Source organism: Clostridium thermarum, from assembly GCF_006351925.1.
GTDB lineage: Bacteria > Bacillota > Clostridia > Clostridiales > Clostridiaceae > Clostridium_AU > Clostridium_AU thermarum.
This window is the reverse complement of the sequence record NZ_CP040924.1, coordinates 1,866,461-1,888,226: the sequence shown is the minus strand read 5'-3', so window position 1 is coordinate 1,888,226 and position 21,766 is coordinate 1,866,461. Positions and strand designations below refer to the sequence as shown.

The 21,766-nt window shown below is 34.7% G+C and carries 20 protein-coding genes; all 20 read right to left on the bottom strand.

Features of this window, described 5'->3' with window-relative positions:
* Positions 1-101: 101 nt before the first annotated feature.
* A complete protein-coding gene (locus tag FHY60_RS08600; RefSeq protein WP_139904583.1) occupies positions 102-1,295 on the bottom strand; it encodes a pyridoxal phosphate-dependent aminotransferase in 1,194 nt (397 codons plus the stop codon).
* Positions 1,292-2,137: a PHP domain-containing protein gene (locus FHY60_RS08595; protein WP_139904582.1), complete on the bottom strand. Its 846-nt coding sequence runs from the start codon at positions 2,135-2,137 to the stop codon at positions 1,292-1,294. Before FHY60_RS08595 ends, FHY60_RS08600 begins: the two co-directional genes overlap by 4 nt.
* Before the next feature lie 178 nt (positions 2,138-2,315).
* Positions 2,316-3,857 (bottom strand): ribonuclease Y, encoded by a 1,542-nt coding sequence (rny, locus tag FHY60_RS08590; RefSeq protein WP_139904581.1) that lies wholly within the window; start codon positions 3,855-3,857, stop codon positions 2,316-2,318.
* A gap of 283 nt (positions 3,858-4,140) precedes the next feature.
* Entirely contained in the window at positions 4,141-5,187 is a 1,047-nt protein-coding gene (gene recA / locus FHY60_RS08585; RefSeq protein WP_139904580.1) for a recombinase RecA, read from the bottom strand.
* A gap of 182 nt (positions 5,188-5,369) precedes the next feature.
* On the bottom strand, positions 5,370-5,960 hold the full coding sequence (gene pgsA, locus FHY60_RS08580; RefSeq protein ID WP_139904579.1) for a CDP-diacylglycerol--glycerol-3-phosphate 3-phosphatidyltransferase: 591 nt from the start codon (positions 5,958-5,960) through the stop codon (positions 5,370-5,372).
* Complete coding sequence (gene rimO / locus FHY60_RS08575; protein ID WP_139904578.1) at positions 5,944-7,278, bottom strand: 30S ribosomal protein S12 methylthiotransferase RimO; 1,335 nt, start codon at positions 7,276-7,278, stop codon at positions 5,944-5,946. The genes pgsA and rimO overlap by 17 nt, the downstream gene beginning before the upstream one ends.
* Positions 7,279-7,349: 71 nt before the next feature.
* Positions 7,350-9,590 carry an FtsK/SpoIIIE family DNA translocase gene (locus FHY60_RS08570; RefSeq protein ID WP_139904577.1) on the bottom strand — a complete coding sequence of 747 codons (2,241 nt, stop codon included), beginning with the start codon at positions 9,588-9,590 and terminating at the stop codon, positions 7,350-7,352.
* Positions 9,591-9,662: 72 nt separating this feature from the next.
* Positions 9,663-10,352, bottom strand: a complete 690-nt coding sequence (locus FHY60_RS08565) for a ClpP family protease (RefSeq protein ID WP_139904576.1) — start codon at positions 10,350-10,352, stop codon at positions 9,663-9,665.
* Positions 10,353-10,427: 75 nt separating this feature from the next.
* The gene (gene dapG, locus FHY60_RS08560) at positions 10,428-11,627 is read right to left on the bottom strand and encodes an aspartate kinase (RefSeq protein ID WP_139904575.1); all 1,200 of its coding nucleotides are present in this window, start codon (positions 11,625-11,627) and stop codon (positions 10,428-10,430) included.
* Between the two features lie 16 nt (positions 11,628-11,643).
* Positions 11,644-11,919, bottom strand: a complete 276-nt coding sequence (locus FHY60_RS08555; RefSeq protein ID WP_139904574.1) for a YlmC/YmxH family sporulation protein — start codon at positions 11,917-11,919, stop codon at positions 11,644-11,646.
* 72 nt (positions 11,920-11,991) lie between these two features.
* A complete protein-coding gene (locus tag FHY60_RS08550) occupies positions 11,992-13,293 on the bottom strand; it encodes a M16 family metallopeptidase (protein ID WP_139904573.1) in 1,302 nt (433 codons plus the stop codon).
* 51 nt (positions 13,294-13,344) lie between these two features.
* Positions 13,345-15,453, bottom strand: a complete 2,109-nt coding sequence (locus tag FHY60_RS08545; protein WP_139904572.1) for a polyribonucleotide nucleotidyltransferase — start codon at positions 15,451-15,453, stop codon at positions 13,345-13,347.
* Between the two features lie 93 nt (positions 15,454-15,546).
* Positions 15,547-15,810, bottom strand: coding sequence for a 30S ribosomal protein S15 (rpsO, locus tag FHY60_RS08540; RefSeq protein WP_139904571.1), 264 nt, complete (start codon positions 15,808-15,810; stop codon positions 15,547-15,549).
* A 119-nt stretch (positions 15,811-15,929) separates the two neighbouring features.
* Positions 15,930-16,859, bottom strand: a complete 930-nt coding sequence (locus FHY60_RS08535) for a bifunctional riboflavin kinase/FAD synthetase (RefSeq protein WP_139904570.1) — start codon at positions 16,857-16,859, stop codon at positions 15,930-15,932.
* A gap of 10 nt (positions 16,860-16,869) precedes the next feature.
* Positions 16,870-17,736 (bottom strand): tRNA pseudouridine(55) synthase TruB, encoded by an 867-nt coding sequence (gene truB / locus FHY60_RS08530; protein ID WP_139904569.1) that lies wholly within the window; start codon positions 17,734-17,736, stop codon positions 16,870-16,872.
* Positions 17,736-18,695: a DHH family phosphoesterase gene (locus FHY60_RS08525; RefSeq protein ID WP_139904568.1), complete on the bottom strand. Its 960-nt coding sequence runs from the start codon at positions 18,693-18,695 to the stop codon at positions 17,736-17,738. The genes truB and FHY60_RS08525 overlap by 1 nt, the downstream gene beginning before the upstream one ends.
* Before the next feature lies 1 nt (position 18,696).
* Complete coding sequence (gene rbfA / locus FHY60_RS08520; RefSeq protein ID WP_139904567.1) at positions 18,697-19,044, bottom strand: 30S ribosome-binding factor RbfA; 348 nt, start codon at positions 19,042-19,044, stop codon at positions 18,697-18,699.
* A 13-nt stretch (positions 19,045-19,057) separates the two neighbouring features.
* Complete coding sequence (gene infB / locus FHY60_RS08515) at positions 19,058-21,175, bottom strand: translation initiation factor IF-2 (RefSeq protein WP_139904566.1); 2,118 nt, start codon at positions 21,173-21,175, stop codon at positions 19,058-19,060.
* 4 nt (positions 21,176-21,179) lie between these two features.
* Positions 21,180-21,500: a ribosomal L7Ae/L30e/S12e/Gadd45 family protein gene (locus tag FHY60_RS08510; protein ID WP_139904565.1), complete on the bottom strand. Its 321-nt coding sequence runs from the start codon at positions 21,498-21,500 to the stop codon at positions 21,180-21,182.
* Positions 21,490-21,759 (bottom strand): RNase P modulator RnpM, encoded by a 270-nt coding sequence (gene rnpM, locus FHY60_RS08505; protein WP_139904564.1) that lies wholly within the window; start codon positions 21,757-21,759, stop codon positions 21,490-21,492. The genes FHY60_RS08510 and rnpM overlap by 11 nt, the downstream gene beginning before the upstream one ends.
* Positions 21,760-21,766: the final 7 nt, after the last annotated feature.

Here is a 21,766-nt window from a genome sequence, read left to right as displayed (position 1 = left end):
CACCCTTTGCTTCCAAATTATATCTATTAATAATATAACATGAATTAAAACAAAATAAAACCACTATACCAGCAATATCTTGTATATTTACAAAAATTATTTTATGTTAAATCACAAATAAATTTTTCTATTCTTGCAAGCCCTTTTTCGATATTCTCCAGCGAGGTCGCATAGGATAGTCTTATGTAGTTGCCGACACCAAAAGCTTCTCCAGGAATTACAGCCACCAACTGCTTCTCAAGCAATAATTGTGATAGAGTAAAAGAGTCTTTGATCAGCAAATCCCCCATTTTACGGTTTAGCAAATTACTAATGTTTACCATTACATAAAAGGCCCCTTGCGGATTGATGCAGCTAATATGATTTATACTATTAATTTTATCTACCATATAGTTTCTTCTTATTTCAAATTGTTTAATCATATATTGGATTTTATCTTGCGGACCCTCTAAAGCTTCTAAAGCTGCATACTGACAAATTGATGTAGGATTAGATGTAGTATGACTTTGAATGTTAGACATAATTTTAATGAGCTTTTCAGGACCTGCGGCGTATCCTACTCTCCAGCCTGTCATAGAATAAGTCTTTGATAAACCATTTACTATGATGGTCCTGTGGTATGCATCTTTGCTAAGTGACGCTATACTAACATGTTTTTCATTATCATATATTAATTTTTCATAAATTTCATCGGAGATAATTAGTAAATCATATTTCTCAGCAAATTTAGCTATCTGCTCCAGTTCCTCTTTTCCATAAACTGCACCGGTAGGATTATTGGGACTATTCACAAGTATGGCCTTTGTATTTTCGGTAACAACTCTCTCTAAGTCCTCGATACCATATTTGAAGTCACATTTTTCTGCTACACTTACAAATACCGGCTTTCCTCCATATAATTTAATTAATTCCGGGTAGGAAATCCAGTAAGGACTAGGCACTATGACTTCATCACCAGGATTGATAATAGCCTGAAATAAATTAGATAAGCACTGCTTAGCACCTGTTGATACGATAATTTGTGAAGTTGAATACTGCAGGCCATTATCATTATATAACTTCTTACTTATAGCTTCTTTCAACTGAACAATACCTGAAGCAGGTGTATACTTTGTTAGCCCTTTTTTCATTGCCTTTATTGCTGCTTCAATTATATTGTCTGGCGTGTTAAAGTCGGGTTCACCCGCCCCAAAACTCACTACATCCAATCCTTCATCTCTCATTTTTTTTGCTTTTGCTGTTATTTCTAGTGTTACAGAAGATTCTAGCTGCAAGGATAAGTTTGAAAATTTCATTTTACTTGCCCCCCGTTGTATTTATTATAATAATTAAAAAATTTTGTAGTTAGATTTAAATCCAGACCTATAGCCCCTATGTTGATATCAGATTTTGTATTGCTACCGTGATAATCTGTCCCTCCGCAGATAACCAACTTATACTTTTTTGACAGATTATAAAAATTATTTATATCTTTACTGTCATGTGAAGGATGAAAGACTTCAATACCACAGAGGCCATAAATCTTCAAGTCTCTTATCAGTTTTTCTGGATCTATACCCTTATACAATTCACCAGGATGTGCTAATACAGATATACCCCCACTATTTTTTATCAGCTTCAGCGCTTCTTTATAATTAAGCTTATACCGCTCAATATAAGCCGGCCTACCTTTGGCAAGATATAGATGAAAAGCTTCTCTTAATGATTTGACATAGCCTTTATCAAGCAGAAGTTTAGCTATGTGAGGCCTCCCCATTGATACAAATCTATCCAGCTTAATATCAGATTCAGAAATATTTATTCCCAGCTTTCTTAACCTGCCAATTATAGTATATACCCTTTCTACTCTTTCCTTATGTATATCATTAAGCACACTAATCAATTCTGTGTTAAATACATCAATAAAATACCCTAGAAAGTGAATCTCATGTCCATTATATTCGGAACTCAACTCCAACCCCGGCACTATAGTTATTTCTTCACTTATTTGGGACAGCTCATACTGGGATAATATAGAATCATGATCAGTGATTGATATGCAGTTGATACCCTTACTTTTAGTTATATCTATTATCTCTTTAGGAGTTAAAGATCCGTCGGAATAACTTGAATGAATATGCAGATCTGAGTAAATCATGAAAAACACCTATTTCTGTTATGGTATAAAAAATATATATAAAATATATCATTTATCGGAATTAATGTAAATATCTTTCCTTTGAATAAAAAGTTCAGTGTAGTAAAAAACTCCTTCTAAAGCTTGTAAAAATATTTTATAAGCTTTAAAGGAGTCTCTCTTTCTTCACTAATCTAAATTACTTTGCATAATCTATTGCTCGTGTTTCTCTAATTACATTAACTTTAATTTGTCCAGGGTATTCTAATTCGCTTTCAATCTTTTTGCAAAGATTTCTAGACATTTCAACTAACCCGGCATCATCAATTTGATCTGGTTTAACCATAATTCTAACTTCTCTGCCTGCTTGAATGGCATATGACTTTTCTACGCCTTCATATGAATTTGCGATTTCTTCTAATTTTTCTAATCTCTTAATGTAAGCTTCCAGAGTTTCTCTTCTTGCACCAGGTCTAGCAGCAGAAATAGCATCCGCAGCTTGAACTAATACAGCTTCGAGAGATTGCATCTCTACATCCCCATGATGAGCAGCTATTGCATTAACAACTATTGCAGATTCATGATATTTTTTCGCAATTTCTGCACCTATCAATGCATGCGGTCCTTCAACTTCATGATCTACGGCTTTACCGATATCATGAAGCAAACCGGCTCTCTTGGCTACTGTAGGATCTAGTCCTAGTTCCCCAGCCATTAATCCGGCTAGGTAGGCAACCTCCAGAGAATGCTTCAATACGTTTTGGCCATAACTTGTTCTATACTTCAATCGGCCCAACAGTTTAATTAACTCCAGATGGAGTCCATGTACACCTGTTTCAAAAGTTGCTTGTTCACCTTCTTCTTTTATGTCATTTTCAACTTCCTTTTTAGCTCTTTCAACCATTTCTTCTATTCTGGCAGGGTGTATTCTACCGTCAATAATTAGTTTTTCAAGAGCTATTCTAGCAACTTCTCTTCTAATTGGATCGAAACTTGAAAGTATAACTGCTTCCGGAGTATCATCAATTATTAGGTCAACACCAGTTAGTGTTTCAAGAGTTCTGATGTTTCTTCCCTCTCTACCTATAATTCTACCCTTCATTTCATCATTTGGAAGTGCAACCACATGAACTGTTGACTCTGAAACATGATCAGCCGCACATCTTTGAATGGCAGTTGTAATTATTTCCCGAGCTCTCTTTTCACATTCTTCCTTGGTCTTAGTTTCAAATTCTTTTATCAACACAGCAGAATCATGCTTTAGCTCAGAACTTAACTGTTCTAAAAGAAAAGCTTTTGCCTCTTCTGAGGTTAGACCAGCTATACGCTCTAGCTCTTCCCTCTGCTTTTGATATAATACTTGAATACTGTCCTCTAATTGCTGTACATCCTGAAGCTTTTTATTGATACTTTCATCCTTCTTTTCGAGCATGTCGCTCTTCTTATCCAAAGATTCTTCCCTCTGAAGTATTCTTCTTTCCATTCTCTGGATTTCATTGCGTCTTTCTCTGGATTCACGTTCAAAATCTGTTCTTAACTTATGAACTTCTTCCTTTGCCTCCAAAATAGCCTCTTTCTTTTTTGAATCTGCTTCTTTTTTAGCATTTTCAATTAAAGCTTCGGCCTCCTGTTCAGCTTTGACAATTTTTTGTTCTGCTAATTTTTTTCTTATTAGAAATTCAAATGCTATAACCACTGAGATTAAAACCCACACTAAAAATGGTATAACATAATCACCCATATGAACACCTCCTATGCTTTATTTTGTAATACTAGTTCTTTTCTATGAAAGCTTAGAAAAGGTGTCATATTATTCAATTAAAAATTACTATGATAAACCAGTATTTGTATTTATTTTATATTAAAATTCACTTAATGTCAAGTTGAAAACCTTTTGAGTGAGAATTGTTTGCCTCATACACATATTACAAATTATGTTAACTATAAAATATATACTTATTTTCCCAAAAACAATGTAAATATTAAAAAGGTTAGTATAAACTACCAACCTTTAATCAAGCCCTTTATTCGTTATCTGTATTTTTGGAATCACTTTCTTTATCTGCAGCTAAAATTGGAAGATCATACTTTTTTCGAATTAGATTTTCTATTTCCAAAGCTAACTGGGGGTTTTCTCTAAAATATTGCTTAGCATTTTCTCTTCCTTGTCCTAATCTAACATCATTATATGAGAACCAAGCCCCACTCTTCTGTACAATACCCTCTCTAACACCTACATCTAAAATAGTACCTTCTCTGGAAATTCCTTCATTATACATTATATCAAATTCAGCCTGTTTAAAAGGCGGCGCTACCTTATTTTTAATAACTTTTACCCTTGTTCTGTTTCCAATTACATCTTCGCCTTGTTTTATTGAGTCAACTCTTCTAATATCCAAACGTACTGACGCATAGAATTTAAGTGCTCTTCCTCCCGGCGTAGTTTCCGGATTGCCAAACATAACTCCTACTTTTTCTCTCAGCTGATTTATAAAAATAGCTAGACATTTTGATTTATTGATTGTACCAGCCAATTTTCTCAGAGCTTGGGACATAAGTCTAGCTTGTAAACCTACGTGAGAGTCACCCATTTCCCCTTCTATTTCTGCCCTAGGTACTAAGGCTGCTACGGAATCCACGACGATGGTATCAATAGCATTGGATCTTACAAGAGCTTCTGCAATTTCCAAAGCCTGTTCACCGGTATCCGGTTGTGAAACTATAAGATTATCTATATCTACTCCTAATCTTCTTGCATAATTAGGATCCAGTGCATGCTCCGCATCAATAAAAGCTGCTGCTCCACCTCTTTTTTGTGTTTCTGCTATTATGTGAAGTGCTACTGTTGTTTTACCTGAGGATTCTGGCCCAAAAATTTCAATTATTCTACCTCTTGGTACACCTCCAATTCCTAGGGCTATATCTAACTCCAGACACCCGGTAGGTATGGAATCTACACTTAATGTACTGTGTTCACCAAGTTTCATTACTGAACCTTTACCAAATTGCTTTTCAATCTGACTCATAGCCGCTTCTATGGCTTTTAACTTTTCCAAATCTAAATTTGCCATTGTTTCTCATCCCTTTCCGAACATGTGTTCTATTAATAATTATAACTTATCCTTAATAATAAGTCAACATTATATTAAAAAGTTCCTAATAAAGGAACTTACGTTTGGCGATATTTCAATTCTTGCCATAATAAGAAATAATATACATTATATTTTAAAATTATTTATTATTATTAGCTTAATCATTTTTCAATTTTTATTACATGCTTATTCTTAACAAAATAGTCATATCCAGATAACAACGTTATAATAACGGTTAAGTACAACGAAATTTCAGTTAGAAGAGGCATAAACTTTTTTATAGTATCAATGAAGGCAAAACCCTTAGTCAACTCTGGTTGGATTTCGAGGTTAAACTGTAAAAGTGCGATAATTATTGCTATTATCTGTATAACTGTTTTTATTTTTCCCCACCAGCTGGCAGCAATAACCAGGCCTTCTGAGGCTGCAATTGTTCTCAATCCAGATACTGCAAACTCCCTTGCAATAATAATAACTGCAGGCCACGCAGGTATTATTCTATACTCAACTAAAGATATTAAGGCGGCAGTAACCAATAATTTATCCGCCAGCGGATCCAAAAATTTACCAAACTTTGTTATTTGGTTTCTGCTTCTGGCTATGTATCCGTCAAGCTTATCTGTCAATGCTGCAATTATAAATACCAGTGTTGCCATTATTGATCCATAGGGAATATCTCGGATAGCAATGAATATTAAGAACAAGGGAACTAGAAAAATTCTTAAAACGGTTAACTTATTTGCCAGATTCATAATATACATCTCCTACTAAATCATACTCGCTAGCCTCATTAACTTTAACAGTAATATAAGATCCTAGATCTATATTTTCGTTGCTACTAATATACATCAAACCATCAATATCTGGAGCCATCTGCATGGTTCTACCAATATAGTACTCTCCATCTTTACTTTCCACAAGGGTCTCAAATACTTTTCCAATTTTAGCCCTATTGTTATTTAATGAAACCTTCTGCTGCAATAACATGATCTCATGCTCTCGTTTAGACTTTGTTTTATCATCAATAGTCTCCTTCATGCTAGCAGCGGCTGTACCCTCTTCGGGAGAATATTGAAATACTCCCATATTATCAAAACAAGTATCTTTTACAAAATCACACAATTCCTGAAAATCTTCTTCTGTCTCACCGGGAAAGCCTACAATAAAAGTAGTTCTTAATGCAATATCTTTAACCTTTGCTTTTAATTTTTTAATTACTAAAATAATATTTTCTTTTTTACCTCTTCTCCCCATTCGTCTTAGGATCCTGTCACTTATATGTTGTATAGGCATATCAATGTATTTACAAACCTTTGGATTATTTGCTATTACATCTATCAGCTCATCTGTAATCTCTTCTGGATAGCAATATAACAATCTAATCCACTTCACACCTTCTACTTTTGAAATCTCATCAATTAGTTTTGGTAAGCTCTTTGTACCATATATATCAATGCCATATAAGGTGGTATCTTGTGCAATTAAGATTATCTCGCTAACTCCTTGACTTACCAGTTGATGAGTTTCTTTTATTATATTCTCCATAGATCTACTGCGATAAGGTCCACGTATTTTTGGAATAGCGCAATATGTACAATTATTATTACATCCCTCGCTTATCCTTAAATAAGCAAAATTCTTGCCGGTTGTAAGTACCCTCTCACCTTCATTTATTATATTACTGTCTGAGCATAATATAATCTTTTGATGGTCAGAGTAAAACTTTTCAATAGCTGCGGATATTTTATCGTAATCATTGACTCCCAAAATAATATCTATTTCAGGCATTAGTTCCTGAAGCTCCGCTTTATACCTTTGTGTAAGACACCCCGTTGCAATCAATACTTTACATTTATAATTCTTCTTATACTCTGCCATTTCTAAAATTGTGTTTATAGATTCCTGCTTAGAAGCTTCAATGAATCCACAGGTATTAACGATTATGACATCTGCTTCCTTTGGATCATTAGTCACTTCAAACTTATCCTTGAGACTTCCAAGAATTATTTCTGTGTCAACTCTGTTTTTATCGCATCCTAAGCTTATTAAGCCTAACTTGTATACCGTCAATTTATTTCCTCCTAAAGTTTAAATTTATAAATATATTTTAAAACTCTTTTATATATTTAACAAGTTTTTTATTAATCATCACCTATAATTTCATTATTTAGATAAGAATTTCTATCCACTAAAATTTGACGTGGCTTACTTCCATCTCTTGCAGAGATAATCCCCTTCGCCTCAAGTTGATCTATTAGTCTAGCGGCTCTATTATAGCCGATTCTTAGCCTTCTTTGCAATAGGGAAGTAGAAGCTTGATCGCATTCCACCACAATTCTTATTGCTTCATCCAATAACTCATCAAATTCTTCCTCATATTCCTGTTCAGAGTTAATGTGATTCAGTATTTCCTCCTTATATTCACTTATATTCTGTTGACTCTTTATGAAATTTACAACTTTCTCTACTTCCTCTTCACCAATATAAGCACCTTGTATTCTTATTGGCTTAGCTTCACCAACTGGATAGAAAAGCATGTCCCCTTTACCTAGAAGTTTCTCAGCTCCTGTACTGTCCAGTATAGTTCTGGAATCTATTTGGCTTGAAACTGCAAATGAAATTCTGGAAGGTATATTAGCTTTTATAACACCTGTTATAACATCAACAGAAGGTCTCTGGGTGGCAATTACAAGATGCATACCAGCGGCTCTTGCCATCTGGGCTAACCTACCTATGTAATTTTCCACATCCCCTGGACAGACCATCATCAAATCAGCCAGCTCATCAACTATAATGACTATCCAAGGCAACTTTTCTGTAACCTTTCCCTTTTCCAAGAGTTCATTGTATCCCTCTACATTTCTTACAGAGTTATCTGCAAACAGCTTATATCTTCTTGTCATTTCATTTACAGCCCAATTAAGAGCTCCAGCTGCTTTTTTGGGATCTGTTACTACCGGAATGAGTAGGTGCGGAATACCATTATAAACACTTAACTCTACCACTTTAGGATCCACCATTAACAGCTTGACATCATCAGGTGAGTACTTGTATAGTAAACTTATAATTAGGGTGTTTATACATACACTTTTTCCTGAGCCAGTAGCCCCCGCTATAAGTAAATGGGGCATTTTGGTCAGGTCTGCAACTACACAGTTTCCTGCAATATCTTTACCCAATGAAAAAGAAAGATTATTTTTATTGTTCTTAAACTCTTCAGACTCTAAAACCTCTCTTAGATATACCGGAATCAGCTCCTTATTGGGAACTTCGATTCCTACTGCCGCTTTTCCTGGTATTGGCGCTTCTATACGAACCCCTTTTGCAGCAAGACTAAGTGCTATATCATCCGAAAGATTCACTATTTTGCTTACCTTTACACCGGAACTGGGCTGCAACTCATACCTAGTTACAGATGGGCCTTTAGTTACCTGAATAACCTTAGCTTCAACTCCAAAGCTGCTTAAGGTCTCTTCCAGCTTTGCTGCACTGTTCAGCAAGCCTTTTTTATCCTCCTTGTTCATATTAAGAGAATTATTTATGTTTAAAAGATCTGTTGAGGGAAAACTATATGCTGCTGCCACATCATTAAAATTCTGCATTATCTCTTCAGAAATGGATTTACTAATATCTTCTTTAGCCTCACCAACGGAATTATGCTTTTTTTCGATGCTTACAGCGGCTTTTTGCAATAAGTTTCCTTCTTCTTCAACATTATTATTCTTCATAAAATCTATTATTTTTATCTTCTTATTGATATCATTTATATAATTCCCCTTATCATTAACTACTTCCTCTGTCAGTGCTACCTCCTGTACATCCGATAAAACTTGCTTTTTTTCTTTTTGCTTTCTTGGGAGCTTAATTTTCCCCACCACATCCATAATTGTAAAGTTGAAAACTATCATCATGCTAATTATGTATACAGTACAATAGAGGATATAACAACCAGTACTACCTAACAGCTTATACAGAGGAACCGTTATAATATAGCTTAATACGCCACCATGTGCAAAATTTTTACTCATAGCTACATCTACAAGACCATTTACAAAATCACCATAATAAAATTTATCAATGTTAGCTAGCTGCACAAACAATATGGTGTTAATTACAAAGGTAAGAATTCCGTAGAATTTCTTTTCAAATTTTAAATTTCCCTTGGTAATTATCATTGCAATGCCTATAAAAATAATAAAAAGCGGTAATAAGAAAGCTCCGATCCCTATTAATGCAAACAATATATTTTTTATAAATCCACCTAATAATCCTGCTTTTAATGTAAATACACTGATCAATGTTAATAGGCCAAAGGCCACTAAGGTCACTCCATAAATGTCATTATGTAAATTAGATTTACTTTTCTTTTTAGCCAACGTCATCACCTCTTGGTATTATTTCTACATCACTTTTTAATATCCTTTTTTTTATAAAAATTTAACCATAGGTATCTCCTATGGTTGCTTTTTGCTTTCCTCAATCAAACTATTTAATTTTGAAAGGGCTTCTTTTATTCCACCCACTTCGTCGATTATGCCCTCTTCAACAGCTTGCTTTCCAATCAATATTGTTCCCATATCATTCAGCAACTCGTCAGATTGAAGCATGAGCTTTACAAATCTATCGCTACTTATCTTCGATGTTCTGGTAACAAAATCAATTATTCTCTTTTGCATTTTGTTGAAATACTCAAATGTTTGCGGTACACCAATAACCAGCCCCGTCATTCTTATTGGATGAACAATCATTGTTGCAGTAGGTGAAATAAATGAATAATTTGCAGAAGTAGCCAGGGGCACTCCAATTGAATGTCCTCCCCCAATTACCAGAGAAACCGTAGGCTTACTCAAACTATTTATCATTTCTGCAATTGCTAAGCCAGCCTCCACATCTCCACCTACAGTATTAAGTACTATCAATATACCCTCAACTTTCTCATCACGCTCCATACCTATTAGCTGCGGTATAATATGTTCATACTTAGTAGCTTTTGTTTGAGGTGACAATAGATTATGACCTTCTATTTGTCCTATTATAGGAACAACTTGAATGCGCTCGTCTGGGCGAGCTATATCAGTAGTACCTAATTCTTTTATATTTTCTCGTTTATCTTCTTTTTGTTGAATTTTTTCTTCATCAGCCAAAGCAATCCCTCCATATACGTTTGCTTTTATTATTTTGTACATCAGAGGGTTTAAATATACTTTATAGCAATTTAACTATAAATCAAATTCTTTATGAAGAGCTACTATAGCTTGTTGGGTTTTCGAGGATTTCACTAAACACCATATTGTCATGTGAGAATCTGCTGTCTGCAGGACCTCAATACCTTCATTCCTAAGTCTTTTCAGTATTCTAGCCATAACACCGGGAACGCCCTTCATTCCTATGCCAACAACAGCGATTTTGCTGCATTCCTCCTGTTTGTTATATATCAAATTCATACTCTCCATCAAATTATATACAAATTCTTTATCTTTATCATCTATAGTAAAAATCTTCTCGTGTGGAAAAACGTTTATTAAATCTATACTGATATTATTTCTACCTAGTATATCTAGAATATCGTCATAGCTACCGTTATTCTTGTTGTCTTCATAATTTATCTTTACTTGGACTCTATGGCTCATATGAGTTATACCAGTAATAACCTTACCTTCTTCTCCGTGAGTTACAGCGCTGGTTATTACTGTTCCTTCACAGTCATTTAGTGTATTCTTTATTGCTAACTTAATATTATATTTCATAGCAGCTTCCACAGCCCTTGGATGAATAACCTTAGCTCCCTGTTCTGCCAATTGAAAAACTTCATTATAGCTTATTTCCTTGATAAGTGATGCATTATTAACTATTCTTGGATCTGCAGTCATTATACCATCCACATCTGTGTATATTTCTACTTCTTCTGCTCCTAGAGCTCCACCAATTATCGCTGCTGATACATCACTGCCGCCTCGTCCCAAAGTTGTAATATAGCCACTTTCACTTATCCCCTGAAAGCCTGCTATAACCGGGATAGATGAGGAATCGAGAACTTCTAGAATTTTTGTGGTATTAACCTTTATAACCTCAGCTTCACCATATTTGTCATTAGTTATCAAACCTGCTTGTCCACCAGTCAAAGGTGTTGCTGTATAACCAGCTTCATAAAGATCTGCTGTAAAAACTACAGAACTAATTATTTCTCCACAACTCATCAATAAGTCTGATGCCATTTTATTATTATCCAAAAAATCCTTTTTAACCAATGAAAGTAGGGTATCGGTGGCATAGGGATCATTCATCCTCCCCATGGCAGATACTACAACTACTGGTTTATAACCCTTCTTAACACAATCAACTACCTTGTTGATAGCAGACTGCCTTCGTTCTTTGGTAGATACTGATGTTCCACCGAATTTCTGCACTATTATTTTCATCACATACCTCCACGCCTTATAATCGGGTCTTTTTTATTGATTGCTCATCCGCATCAATTATTATAGTCCTTAAACCAATTTTTTTCACGCATTCCCAGGGTACTTCCAAAAACTCATTATTACTAAAAAAGCTAAACTTAGATTGTGACTTATTTAGTATTATTAACTTTAAGTACCCATTTTCATCAATAATTACATCATTATTTGCTAGATAATTATATTTTTCACCATCATTTACATTAATTATCTCATATTTTTCTATTTCACTGTATAGTTTAGAGTTATCACCCATAATATATACCTCCTTAATCTTATATAAAGATTTTATGAAAAGCTATGGTATTATATTACAGGTGATAAACATTTAGACCAATTCCTTAGTTGTATTTTGTTTAAAAGCTACTGTATCAAAGTTCAGTATTTCATTGTATTGATCAATATTAATATTCTTACCTACAAAAGCAGCATTCATTATTCTATTTCCAAATGTAACTTTCATAACTTCATTTAATTTATCAGTAGTAATGGCGTCAATCTTCTTCAGTATTTCATCCGGCCTGTTAATTCGATTCTGGAACAGTGCAGCTTTACCGTTACTAAACATCCTACTGCTGGTGCTTTCCAATCCCAAAATGTAATTACCCTTAATCTGCTCCTTTGCTTTTATTAACTTCTCTTCTCTTATTCCTGTTTTAATGAAATCCTCTATTTCTTGAGATATCATCACTAAGGCATCAGCTGCATAATTAGGGTTTAGGCCAGCATAAATATTAATCACTCCAGTATTTATATATGAAGAAAGATAGGAATAAACAGTGTAACATAAGCCATGCTCCTCCCTGATTTTCTGGAAAAGCAAGGAAGATGCACCACCGCCCAATACATTATTTAAAAGCAAGAGAGGATATATATCATCATTACCCATTGGTATACCCTTAAGACCTAAGCTGATATGAAGCTGCTCTATATCTTTGTTCTTATAAAGACTACCGGTTAGTATCTCGGGAGAGGAATAATGAGTAATTTTCTTAGTATCACTTTTCCACTTGCCAAAATATGCTTCTACTAACTTTTCTACATTACTTATATCTACGTTTCCGCAGATAGAAATAACAGAGTTTTCCGGTATGTAGTAGGAATGAACATAATCTATTAACTGTGCACGGGTAAAGCTTCTAACTGTTTCTTCAGTACCTAAAATAGGAAGTGAAAGCGAATCTTCACCCCATGTTACTTGGCTGTGCAGCTCATTTACAACATCGTCGGGAGTATCTTCGCTCATATTAATTTCTTCAATAACTACACCTTTTTCTCTCTCTATTTCTTCTTCACTAAAAATACTGTTAAAAAGCATGTCAGACAATACATCTAGAGATAACTCCAGGTGTGTATCTAACAACTTTATATAAAAACAAGTAGCTTCTTTTCCTGTAAAGGCATTGAGCTGACCACCCACATCTTCGATTACTTCAGCCAACTCCTTTGCACTTCTATTTCTTGTACCTTTAAAGAGCATATGTTCTATAAAATGTGAAATTCCATTATTGTTTATAGCCTCATTTCTTGAACCATTCTCAATCCAAAGCCCTACGCTTACAGAATTAACATAATCAATCTTTTCAATTACAAGTCTAAGTCCATTGGATAATGTTATCATATTATACATGTTATCACCGACCTCTCATAAAAAATAAAAAGGCATAACGCCCTTCTATTTTTATTGCTCTTTCTCTTCGTTCTCACTATCTTTTATGGCATCTTTTCTAGAAAGATTTATTCTTCCCTGATTATCTATTTCAGTTACCTTAACTAAAATTTCATCGCCAACAGAAACCACATCTTCTACTTTGTTAACTCTAGCTATATCCAACTTAGATATATGAACTAAGCCTTCTTTATTTGGAAGAATCTCAACAAATGCGCCAAAAGTAGCAATTTTGGTTACTTTACCAAGATAAACTTCTCCTACTTTAACTTCCTTTGTTAAGTCTTCTATCATTTTTATCGCTCTCTTAGCTCCAACGCTATCACTTGACATAACAAAGATCTTTCCGTCATCTTTTATGTCAATTTTAACACCGGTTTCTGCTATAATCTTGTTTATAACCTTACCGCCAGTACCTATAACGTCTCTAATCTTTTCAGGGTCTATAGTCATTGTATAAGCTCTAGGAGCATAAACAGACAAATCATCTCTATGTTTTGGTATGCACTGAGTAATTTTTTCTATGATTTCCAGTCGGGCTTTTCTTGCCATGTCTATAGCTTTTCTGATACACTGATTAGATAATCCTCTTAGCTTAGTATCTACCTGTATAGAAGTTATTCCTTCTACGGTACCAGCTACTTTGAAGTCCATATCTCCAAAGAAATCTTCTATTCCTTGAATATCTGTCAATATTTCTTCCTGTGTTAAATCCTCACTGGTTACTAACCCCATAGCAATACCTGCTGCCGGCCTCTTTATTGGAACACCTGCATCTAATAATGCCAAGGTACTTCCGCAGACACTGGCTTGGGAAGTAGATCCATTAGAACTTAAAACCTCAGATACTAATCTTATAGTATATGGGAATTCTTCTTCAGAAGGAATTAAAGGCTGTAATGCTCTTTCTGCCAAAGCACCATGACCTATTTCTCTTCTTCCGGGTCCCCTCATTGGTTTAACTTCTCCAACACTGTAGGATGGGAAATTATAGTGATGCATATATCTCTTGAATTCTTCTTCCCCAAGGCCATCCAGTATTTGTACGTCACCTAGAGCTCCTAAGGTAGCAACAGTCAATACCTGAGTCAAACCTCTGGTGAAAAGTCCAGTACCATGAGTTCTTGGTAGTATTCCCACTTCACATGAAATTGGTCTTATTTCATCAAATTTTCTCTCATCAGGTCTTCTATGATCCACAAGAATCATATTTCTAACAATTTTTTTCTGAAGGTTATAAACTATCTCAGCAATATCTGCTAAATTGTCAGGATATTTTTCATCAAAGGCTTCGGAAATCTTCTGCTTAACAGCATCCATTGCCTCATTTCTTTTGTCTTTGTCAGTTATGTACATTGCTTCCTTTATCATATCAAAAGCAAACTGAGTAACCTCTTTTTCCAGTTGTTCATCAGGTTTGCTTACCTCAAAGGCTGCTTTAGGTTTACCATGTTGTTTCATGGCTTCTTCTTGGAATAAAGCTAGTTTTTTACATTCCTCAAAACCAAACATAATTGCATCATACATTACGTCTTCAGGAATTTCATTTCCACCAGCCTCAATCATCATTACTTTATCCTTAGTAGCACATACTGTAAGTTCAAGACAACTTTGCTCTCTTTCCTTTGAAGTTGGGTTGATGATGAACTTACCATCAATTAAACCAACGGATACTGCACCTACTGGGTCAGTAAAGGGTATGCTTGATAAACATAGGGCTAAAGAGGCCGCATTTATAGCCAATATGTCTGGCTGATTATCAGGCTCAACGGATAAAACAGTGCAGACAATCTGCACATCATTTCTATATCCCTTTGGAAATAATGGTCTTAAGGGCCTATCTATTGCTCTTCCGTTTAGGATAGCATTTTCTGAAGGCCTCCCCTCTCTTTTTACGAATCCCCCCGGAATTTTACCTACGGCATAAAGGCGTTCTTCGTATTCAACACTTAGTGGAAAGAAGTCAATTCCTTCTCTTGGTTTGTCTGATGCATTAACATTTACCATCACTACTGTGTCGCCATAACTCACTAACAGTGCACAGTTAGATAACATTCCAATTTTGCCATATTCCGCCTTTAATTTTCTGCCGGCTAATTCGTATTCTAATATATGGCTCATATTATAGTACCTCCCTTCAGTACACTAATATTATTTACAAAATAATACTTATTATTAATTTTTTAAAATAATAGAGCGGATTAACCGCTCTAGCTATTTTCTTAATCCTAGTTTTTCAACAATGTTACGATATCTTGTAATATCTTGTTTCATTAGATAGTTTAAAAGTCCTCTTCTTTGTCCAACCATCATAAGTAGACCTCTTCTTGAGTGGTGGTCTTTCTTATGAATCTTTAAGTGGTCATTTAAGTGATTAATTCTTTCTGTTAGTAATGCAATCTGCACTTCTGGAGAACCTGTATCTCCTTCATGTCTAGCATATTCTGCTATAATTTCATTTTTTCTTGCCTTATCCATGTCAACACCTCCAAAATTTAATCCCCTTTCTCCAAGAATCCAGTTGGCAACTCTGAAATCTTAGGGTAAGGTTCACAAAGCTTATTATAACAAACTCATTATTAATTGTAAATGTTTTTTTAGATTTCTTCTATTTTTTTGTCTTTTACGTATTCAAAGTCCTTTTTCATCTGATTTACAAGTTCTTCTATGGAGGAGAATTTAACCTCATCTCTTATTCTTTCAATGAAAAAGACCTGAATTTCGTCACCATAAATGTCTTTATCAAAGTTTAAAATATATGTTTCTACATTTATTTTTGTTGTGAACTCTACAGTTGGATTGTAGCCTACATTAGTCATTCCAATATAGAATTTACCATTATGTCTAATTTTGGTGTAGTATACACCAGGCTTTGGTATGACAAATCTCTCATCTACCATAATATTAGCTGTTGGATAGCCTAAAATCCTTCCAAGCTGTTTTCCTGGAATGACCTCTCCGGAAAGCATGAATGGTCTAGAAAGCATTTTATTAGCCTGAGTAATATCTCCATATTCAACAAGATTTCTTATTCTGGAACTGCTTATAAGTTCGCCATTAAAATCAAGTGGATTCATGACCTCTACCATAAAGTTATATTTTGGGGCAAGCTTCTGAAGTAAACTTACATCCCCTTGGTTTTTATGGCCAAAGCGATAATTAAAACCTACCACTACACCACCCATATTATACTTTGTCAAAAGTTCTATCACAAAGTTTTCTGCCGTGGTCTGCATTACCTCTCTATTAAACTCAACAAGACATAGAATATCAATTCCTACATCCTGTAGGGTTTCTCTTTTTGATGCATTATCCATCAGCAGCTTTGGTACGATATTGGGATTAACAACAGTTAATGGATGGTTTTTAAAAGTATAAACCATACTGCTTCCATTGTGCTGCTTAGAAAGTTGTATACATTTCTGTATGAGACTCATATGCCCTAAATGTAAACCATCAAAACTACCTAATGCAATGTAAGTCTTTTTATCCAAGACCCCTTCAAATTTGTTATCAATTAAATGCATATGCTTACTCCTAAATTAACAAAGTTGATATTTTAAAAGACTTATCGTATCTATGACCAATACCAATAAGTTGACAATCACTATTATATACCTTATATTCGCCGATTTCTATACCTTTTAAAAAGTTGAAGTCCCTTATTTCAACACCATTAGAAAGTAATTTTCCAAAGTAACCATCAACCCTGATTTCTCTAAAATTAACTAGTGCTTCATCCATTGGAATTATATACTGGTTAATATTCTCTATATTTAGATTATTAACATTAACTGAGTTTTCTATTTTAAAGTTTCCAGAAAAGGTTCTTTCCAATCCACTCATCATAGCTCCACAGCCTAACTTTTCACCTATGTCAAAACAAAGGCTTCTTATGTATGTACCCTTAGAACATTCAACATGGAATTTCACCTTATTCTCGTTAATACTTAAAATGTCTATCTTTTCAATGTTTACACTTCGTGCAGGACGTTCTACCTCTATTCCTTCTCTAGCTAATTCATATAGTCTTTTTCCGTTCTGTTTTAGTGCAGAGTACATGGGAGGGACCTGTTTAATATTTCCTTGAAACGATAATATAGCCTCTTGAATTTCCTCAGGACTTACATTAACCTCATTACGGCTTATAATTTTACCTTCTCTGTCATAAGTGTCTGTAACAATTCCTAGAGTCATTTCAACGGCATACCCCTTAGTTCCCTCCATTATATAGTCAATTAGCTTTGTAGCCTTGCCAATACAAATAGGTAGTACACCACTGGCAGCAGGATCTAATGTGCCAGTATGCCCCACCTTTGTCCCCTTTACAATTTTTTTAATTTTATTGACGGCATCAAAGGAGGTAATGCCGTCAGGTTTGTAGCAGTTTATTATACCATCCATCACTTTAAGGAATCCCCTATCTTTTGAATCAATATTTCCTTTAGTTCCTCTACACTACCACTATAAGTAAAACCTGAAGCTTTTGAATGACCTCCACCACCATATTCTTCAGCTAATTTTCTCACATCAAAATTAGTCTTAGATCTAAGACTAACCTTATAATTGTCGTCATTTTCCTTTATGAAAACCACAACTTCTACTCCTCGAATTTCAGTACCAATGGATACCAAATCAGACACTTCAGAAGTACTAACGGAATATTCCTTCATCAAAGCCTTACTTACCTCTATGATACAAACCCTATCATCACAGGCAAGATATAAACTATCTATCAACCGGCCAGTCAACTTAACTAGAGCAAGCTTTTTATTTTCATATATAATTCTGTGTATTTCAGAAAAATCAATATTTTTTGTTATTAAGTCTCCAGCTATCTTGTGAGTAAGAGCAGTAGTATTTGAAAATTTAAAGCTGCCACAATCAGTAATAATAGATGCATACAGACACTTTGCAATTTCTATATCTATACTAACTCCAATTTCTTGCAGCAGAAGATAGATTATCTCGCCCACAGCACTATAGGATGCATCAACATAATTCACATCTCCATAAAAGTCATTTGATAGATGATGATCCATATTCATTAGAACATATTTTCTAGGGGCTATATCTTTAATATGACAGTTGATCCTTTCAACATTTCCACAATCAAGCACAATCAGACAGTCAACATCATCATCTATCGTTCCATCACTTTTGTTTATTTCCTCAACACCAGGAAGAAAATTTAATATTTCAGGAACTGCTTCCTTACATAATATATTTACTTTCTTTCCTAGTTTTCTTAAGCCATACATCAAAGCTAAGGCGCTGCCTATTGAATCCCCATCAGGTGACACATGAAAAGATATTGCTATATTACTTGCTTTATTAATTTGCTCTATTATTTCTTTAAACATGTTATTCACCTTTTATTTTATGAAGTAATTGTTCAATATGCATACCATGTTCAATGGATTCATCTAATTCTATAAGTATCTGAGGAGTATACCTTAAGTTAATCCTGTTTCCTAATTCCCTTCTTAAGAAACCGCTGGAGTTTTTAAGAGCAGTTAAAGTACTTTCTTTCTCTTCATCTTTGCCAAATATACTTACATAGACTTTAGCATATCTTAAGTCCTTGGTGACATTTACATTTATGATGCTCACCATTGCATTGACTCTTGGATCTTTTAAGTCATTTCTTATTATATCGCTAAGTTCTTTTCTTATTTCTTCGTTAATTCTATCGTTTCTGTAACTAGCCATTTTAGTCACCCCTTTATAGATGCTCTCTCTTGATCTCCTCCATGGTATAAGCTTCTATAATGTCGCCTTCTTTTAAATCATTAAACTTTTCTATGCTTAAGCCACATTCATAACCAGCCGCAACTTCTCGTACATCATCTTTAAACCTTTTTAGAGAGGCAAGTTTTCCGTCTAAAATTACAATGCCATTTCTAATTACTCTTATATCGCTACTCCTTACAATTTTACCATTTAATACATAACATCCGGCAATGGTTCCAACATTGGAGATCTTGTAAATCTGACGTACCTCAGCGCTGCCTAATACTACTTCCTTATAATCAGGTTCAAGCATTCCAATCATAGCAGACTTAATATCTTCAATTGCATTGTATATTACTCTGTAAGTTTTAATATCTACTTTTTCTCTTTCTGATGCAGCTGTAGCATTGGCATCCGGTCTTACATTAAAGCCAATGATTATAGCATTGGAAGCTGAAGCTAGTGTTACATCAGTTTCTGTAATTGCACCAACTCCACCATGAAGTACTCTTACCTTTACATCGTCAGTGGAAAGCTTCTCCAAAGATTGCTTCATTGCTTCCACGGAACCCTGCACATCAGCTTTTACAATCAAGCCGAGTTCTTTAACCTTACCTTCTTGAATTTGACTATATAAGTCTTCCAAAGATACCCTATGAGATATTTGCTGGTCTTTGATCTTTTCTTTTCTTGCTTCAGCCATTTGTCTTGCTGTCTTTTCGTCTCTTATAACTGTGAAACGGTCTCCAGCTGATGGAACTTCAGATAATCCCAGTACTTCAGCAGGTATAGAAGGACCGGCTGATTTGATTTTTTTACCTTTATCATCAAACATTGCTCTGATCTTTCCATAAGTTGTGCCTACTAAGATAGAATCACCTACATGTAGCGTTCCATTCTGCACAAGTAGAGTTGCAACGGGTCCTCTACCCTTATCCAATTTAGCTTCTATGACAGTTCCCTTGGCATTTCTTGATGGATTAGCTTTTAATTCCATCATTTCAGCTGTCAGCAGAACCATTTCTAATAAATCGTCTATACCTTGTTTATTTTTTGCAGAAACAGGTACAGTTATTACATCTCCGCCCCAGTCTTCAGCTATCATACCAAATTCTGTGAGCTCCTGTTTTACTCTATCAGGATTGGCTTCTGGTTTATCCATTTTATTTATAGCTACTACCATAGGTACATTTGCAGCTTTACAATGGCTGATAGCTTCTTCAGTTTGAGGCATAATTCCATCATCGGCAGCAACCACTAAAATAACTAGGTCAGTAATTTGAGCTCCTCTTGCTCTCATAGCTGTAAAGGCTTCATGACCCGGAGTATCTAAGAATGTTATTTTCTCATCATTGATGGTTACTGTGTATGCACCAATATGTTGCGTAATTCCGCCCGCTTCTGTTTCCGTAACTCTCGACTTTCTAATTGCGTCCAGTAGGGAAGTCTTACCATGGTCAACGTGACCCATTACTGTAACTATCGGAGGACGCTTTTCAGTATTAACATCTTCCTCAGTTTCTTCCTCATCCATAAGTTTATTTTCTTCTTCTTGCTTTTGTTTTAATTGAATATCAAACTTTGCAGTAACTTTCTCAGCAGTAGCAAAATCAATTTCTTGATTTATAGCAGCCATTACTCCGCAAAAAATAAGCTGCTTTATTACCTCATTTACTGGCTTACCAATTTTCTCAGCCAGCTCCTTAACTGTTATAGTGGATGGTATTTCTATTACCCCCGGTGATATATTTAACTGATTATTGCTTGATACTTCCTTCTTGTTATCATTTTCGTTTTTGTTAGTTGACTTATTTTTGCTCTTTTTGGGCTTTGTAAAAGACTTCTGATTAACATATAGCTCTTCGTATTTTGCTACAATATCCTTTTCATCCTCTTCTACCATCTTTGAATCATTGCTAACCGTTACTTCACTTTCACTCTCTGGTGACTTACCAGTCAATAATTCTTTTATAAGCTCCGCATCCTCTTCCTCTATTACACTCATGTGGTTCTTTACTTCAACACTAAACTCATCCTGCAGAATAGTTATTAAATCCTTACTAGATATATCTAATTCTTTAGCTAATTCATACACTCTAATTTTAGACATATATTCACCCCCGATTATTTTGGTTGTTATCATAAATTTCTATTAACCTTTTACTCATATCAGCATCGATTACAGAAATTACATTAATCTCTTCTCTTCCTAAAATGCTTCCAAGCACTTCCTTTTCATAGTCAATAATCAATTTCACCTTGTGATTTTCACAAAGTCTTTCGAATTTTTCACGAGAATTTTTTGATATACTTTTTGATATAATACAAAGGGATACCTTACCTAACTTTATATATTCCTCAGACTTATTGTATCCTTCAACTAACTTTCCCGCCCTTTTTGTCAGTGCCAAGAATTGAAGAAAACTATCCTTCATTTGTTATTTCTCCCTTTAGCTTTTCATGTAACTCTTCTGATATTTTAACTTCTAAATTCTTCTCCAAACGCTTTGTTTTAAACGCTTTTTCTAAGCATTCTATATTTCTGCAAATATATGCACCTCTTCCAGGCTTTTTGCCTGTCAAGTCCATGGAAACTTCTCCTTCTTTGTTCTTTACAACTCTTACAAGTTCTTTTTTAGGCTTCATTTCCATGCAACCAGTGCACATTCTTAAAGGTATCTTTTTGACTTTCATGCCAGAC

Bases quoted from the DNA above. Each gene is read 5' to 3' on its own strand.
- FHY60_RS08535 (WP_139904570.1), bottom strand. From the start codon at position 16,859: ATGCATTTAATTGATAACAAATTTGAAGGGGTCTTGGATAAAAAGACT.
- rpsO (WP_139904571.1), bottom strand. From the start codon at position 15,810: ATGGATAAGGCAAGAAAAAATGAAATTATAGCAGAATATGCTAGACAT.
- recA (WP_139904580.1), bottom strand. From the start codon at position 5,187: ATGGCAAATTTAGATTTGGAAAAGTTAAAAGCCATAGAAGCGGCTATG.
- truB (WP_139904569.1), bottom strand. From the start codon at position 17,736: ATGGATGGTATAATAAACTGCTACAAACCTGACGGCATTACCTCCTTT.
- FHY60_RS08555 (WP_139904574.1), bottom strand. From the start codon at position 11,919: ATGGGTGATAACTCTAAACTATACAGTGAAATAGAAAAATATGAGATA.
- FHY60_RS08510 (WP_139904565.1), bottom strand. From the start codon at position 21,500: ATGAAGGATAGTTTTCTTCAATTCTTGGCACTGACAAAAAGGGCGGGA.
- dapG (WP_139904575.1), bottom strand. From the start codon at position 11,627: ATGAAAATAATAGTGCAGAAATTCGGTGGAACATCAGTATCTACCAAA.
- FHY60_RS08600 (WP_139904583.1), bottom strand. From the start codon at position 1,295: ATGAAATTTTCAAACTTATCCTTGCAGCTAGAATCTTCTGTAACACTA.
- FHY60_RS08550 (WP_139904573.1), bottom strand. From the start codon at position 13,293: ATGTATAATATGATAACATTATCCAATGGACTTAGACTTGTAATTGAA.
- rbfA (WP_139904567.1), bottom strand. From the start codon at position 19,044: ATGGCTAGTTACAGAAACGATAGAATTAACGAAGAAATAAGAAAAGAA.
- FHY60_RS08525 (WP_139904568.1), bottom strand. From the start codon at position 18,695: ATGTTTAAAGAAATAATAGAGCAAATTAATAAAGCAAGTAATATAGCA.
- FHY60_RS08595 (WP_139904582.1), bottom strand. From the start codon at position 2,137: ATGATTTACTCAGATCTGCATATTCATTCAAGTTATTCCGACGGATCT.
- FHY60_RS08570 (WP_139904577.1), bottom strand. From the start codon at position 9,590: ATGACGTTGGCTAAAAAGAAAAGTAAATCTAATTTACATAATGACATT.
- rnpM (WP_139904564.1), bottom strand. From the start codon at position 21,759: ATGAAAGTCAAAAAGATACCTTTAAGAATGTGCACTGGTTGCATGGAA.
- FHY60_RS08545 (WP_139904572.1), bottom strand. From the start codon at position 15,453: ATGAGCCATATATTAGAATACGAATTAGCCGGCAGAAAATTAAAGGCG.
- infB (WP_139904566.1), bottom strand. From the start codon at position 21,175: ATGTCTAAAATTAGAGTGTATGAATTAGCTAAAGAATTAGATATATCT.
- rny (WP_139904581.1), bottom strand. From the start codon at position 3,857: ATGGGTGATTATGTTATACCATTTTTAGTGTGGGTTTTAATCTCAGTG.
- pgsA (WP_139904579.1), bottom strand. From the start codon at position 5,960: ATGAATCTGGCAAATAAGTTAACCGTTTTAAGAATTTTTCTAGTTCCC.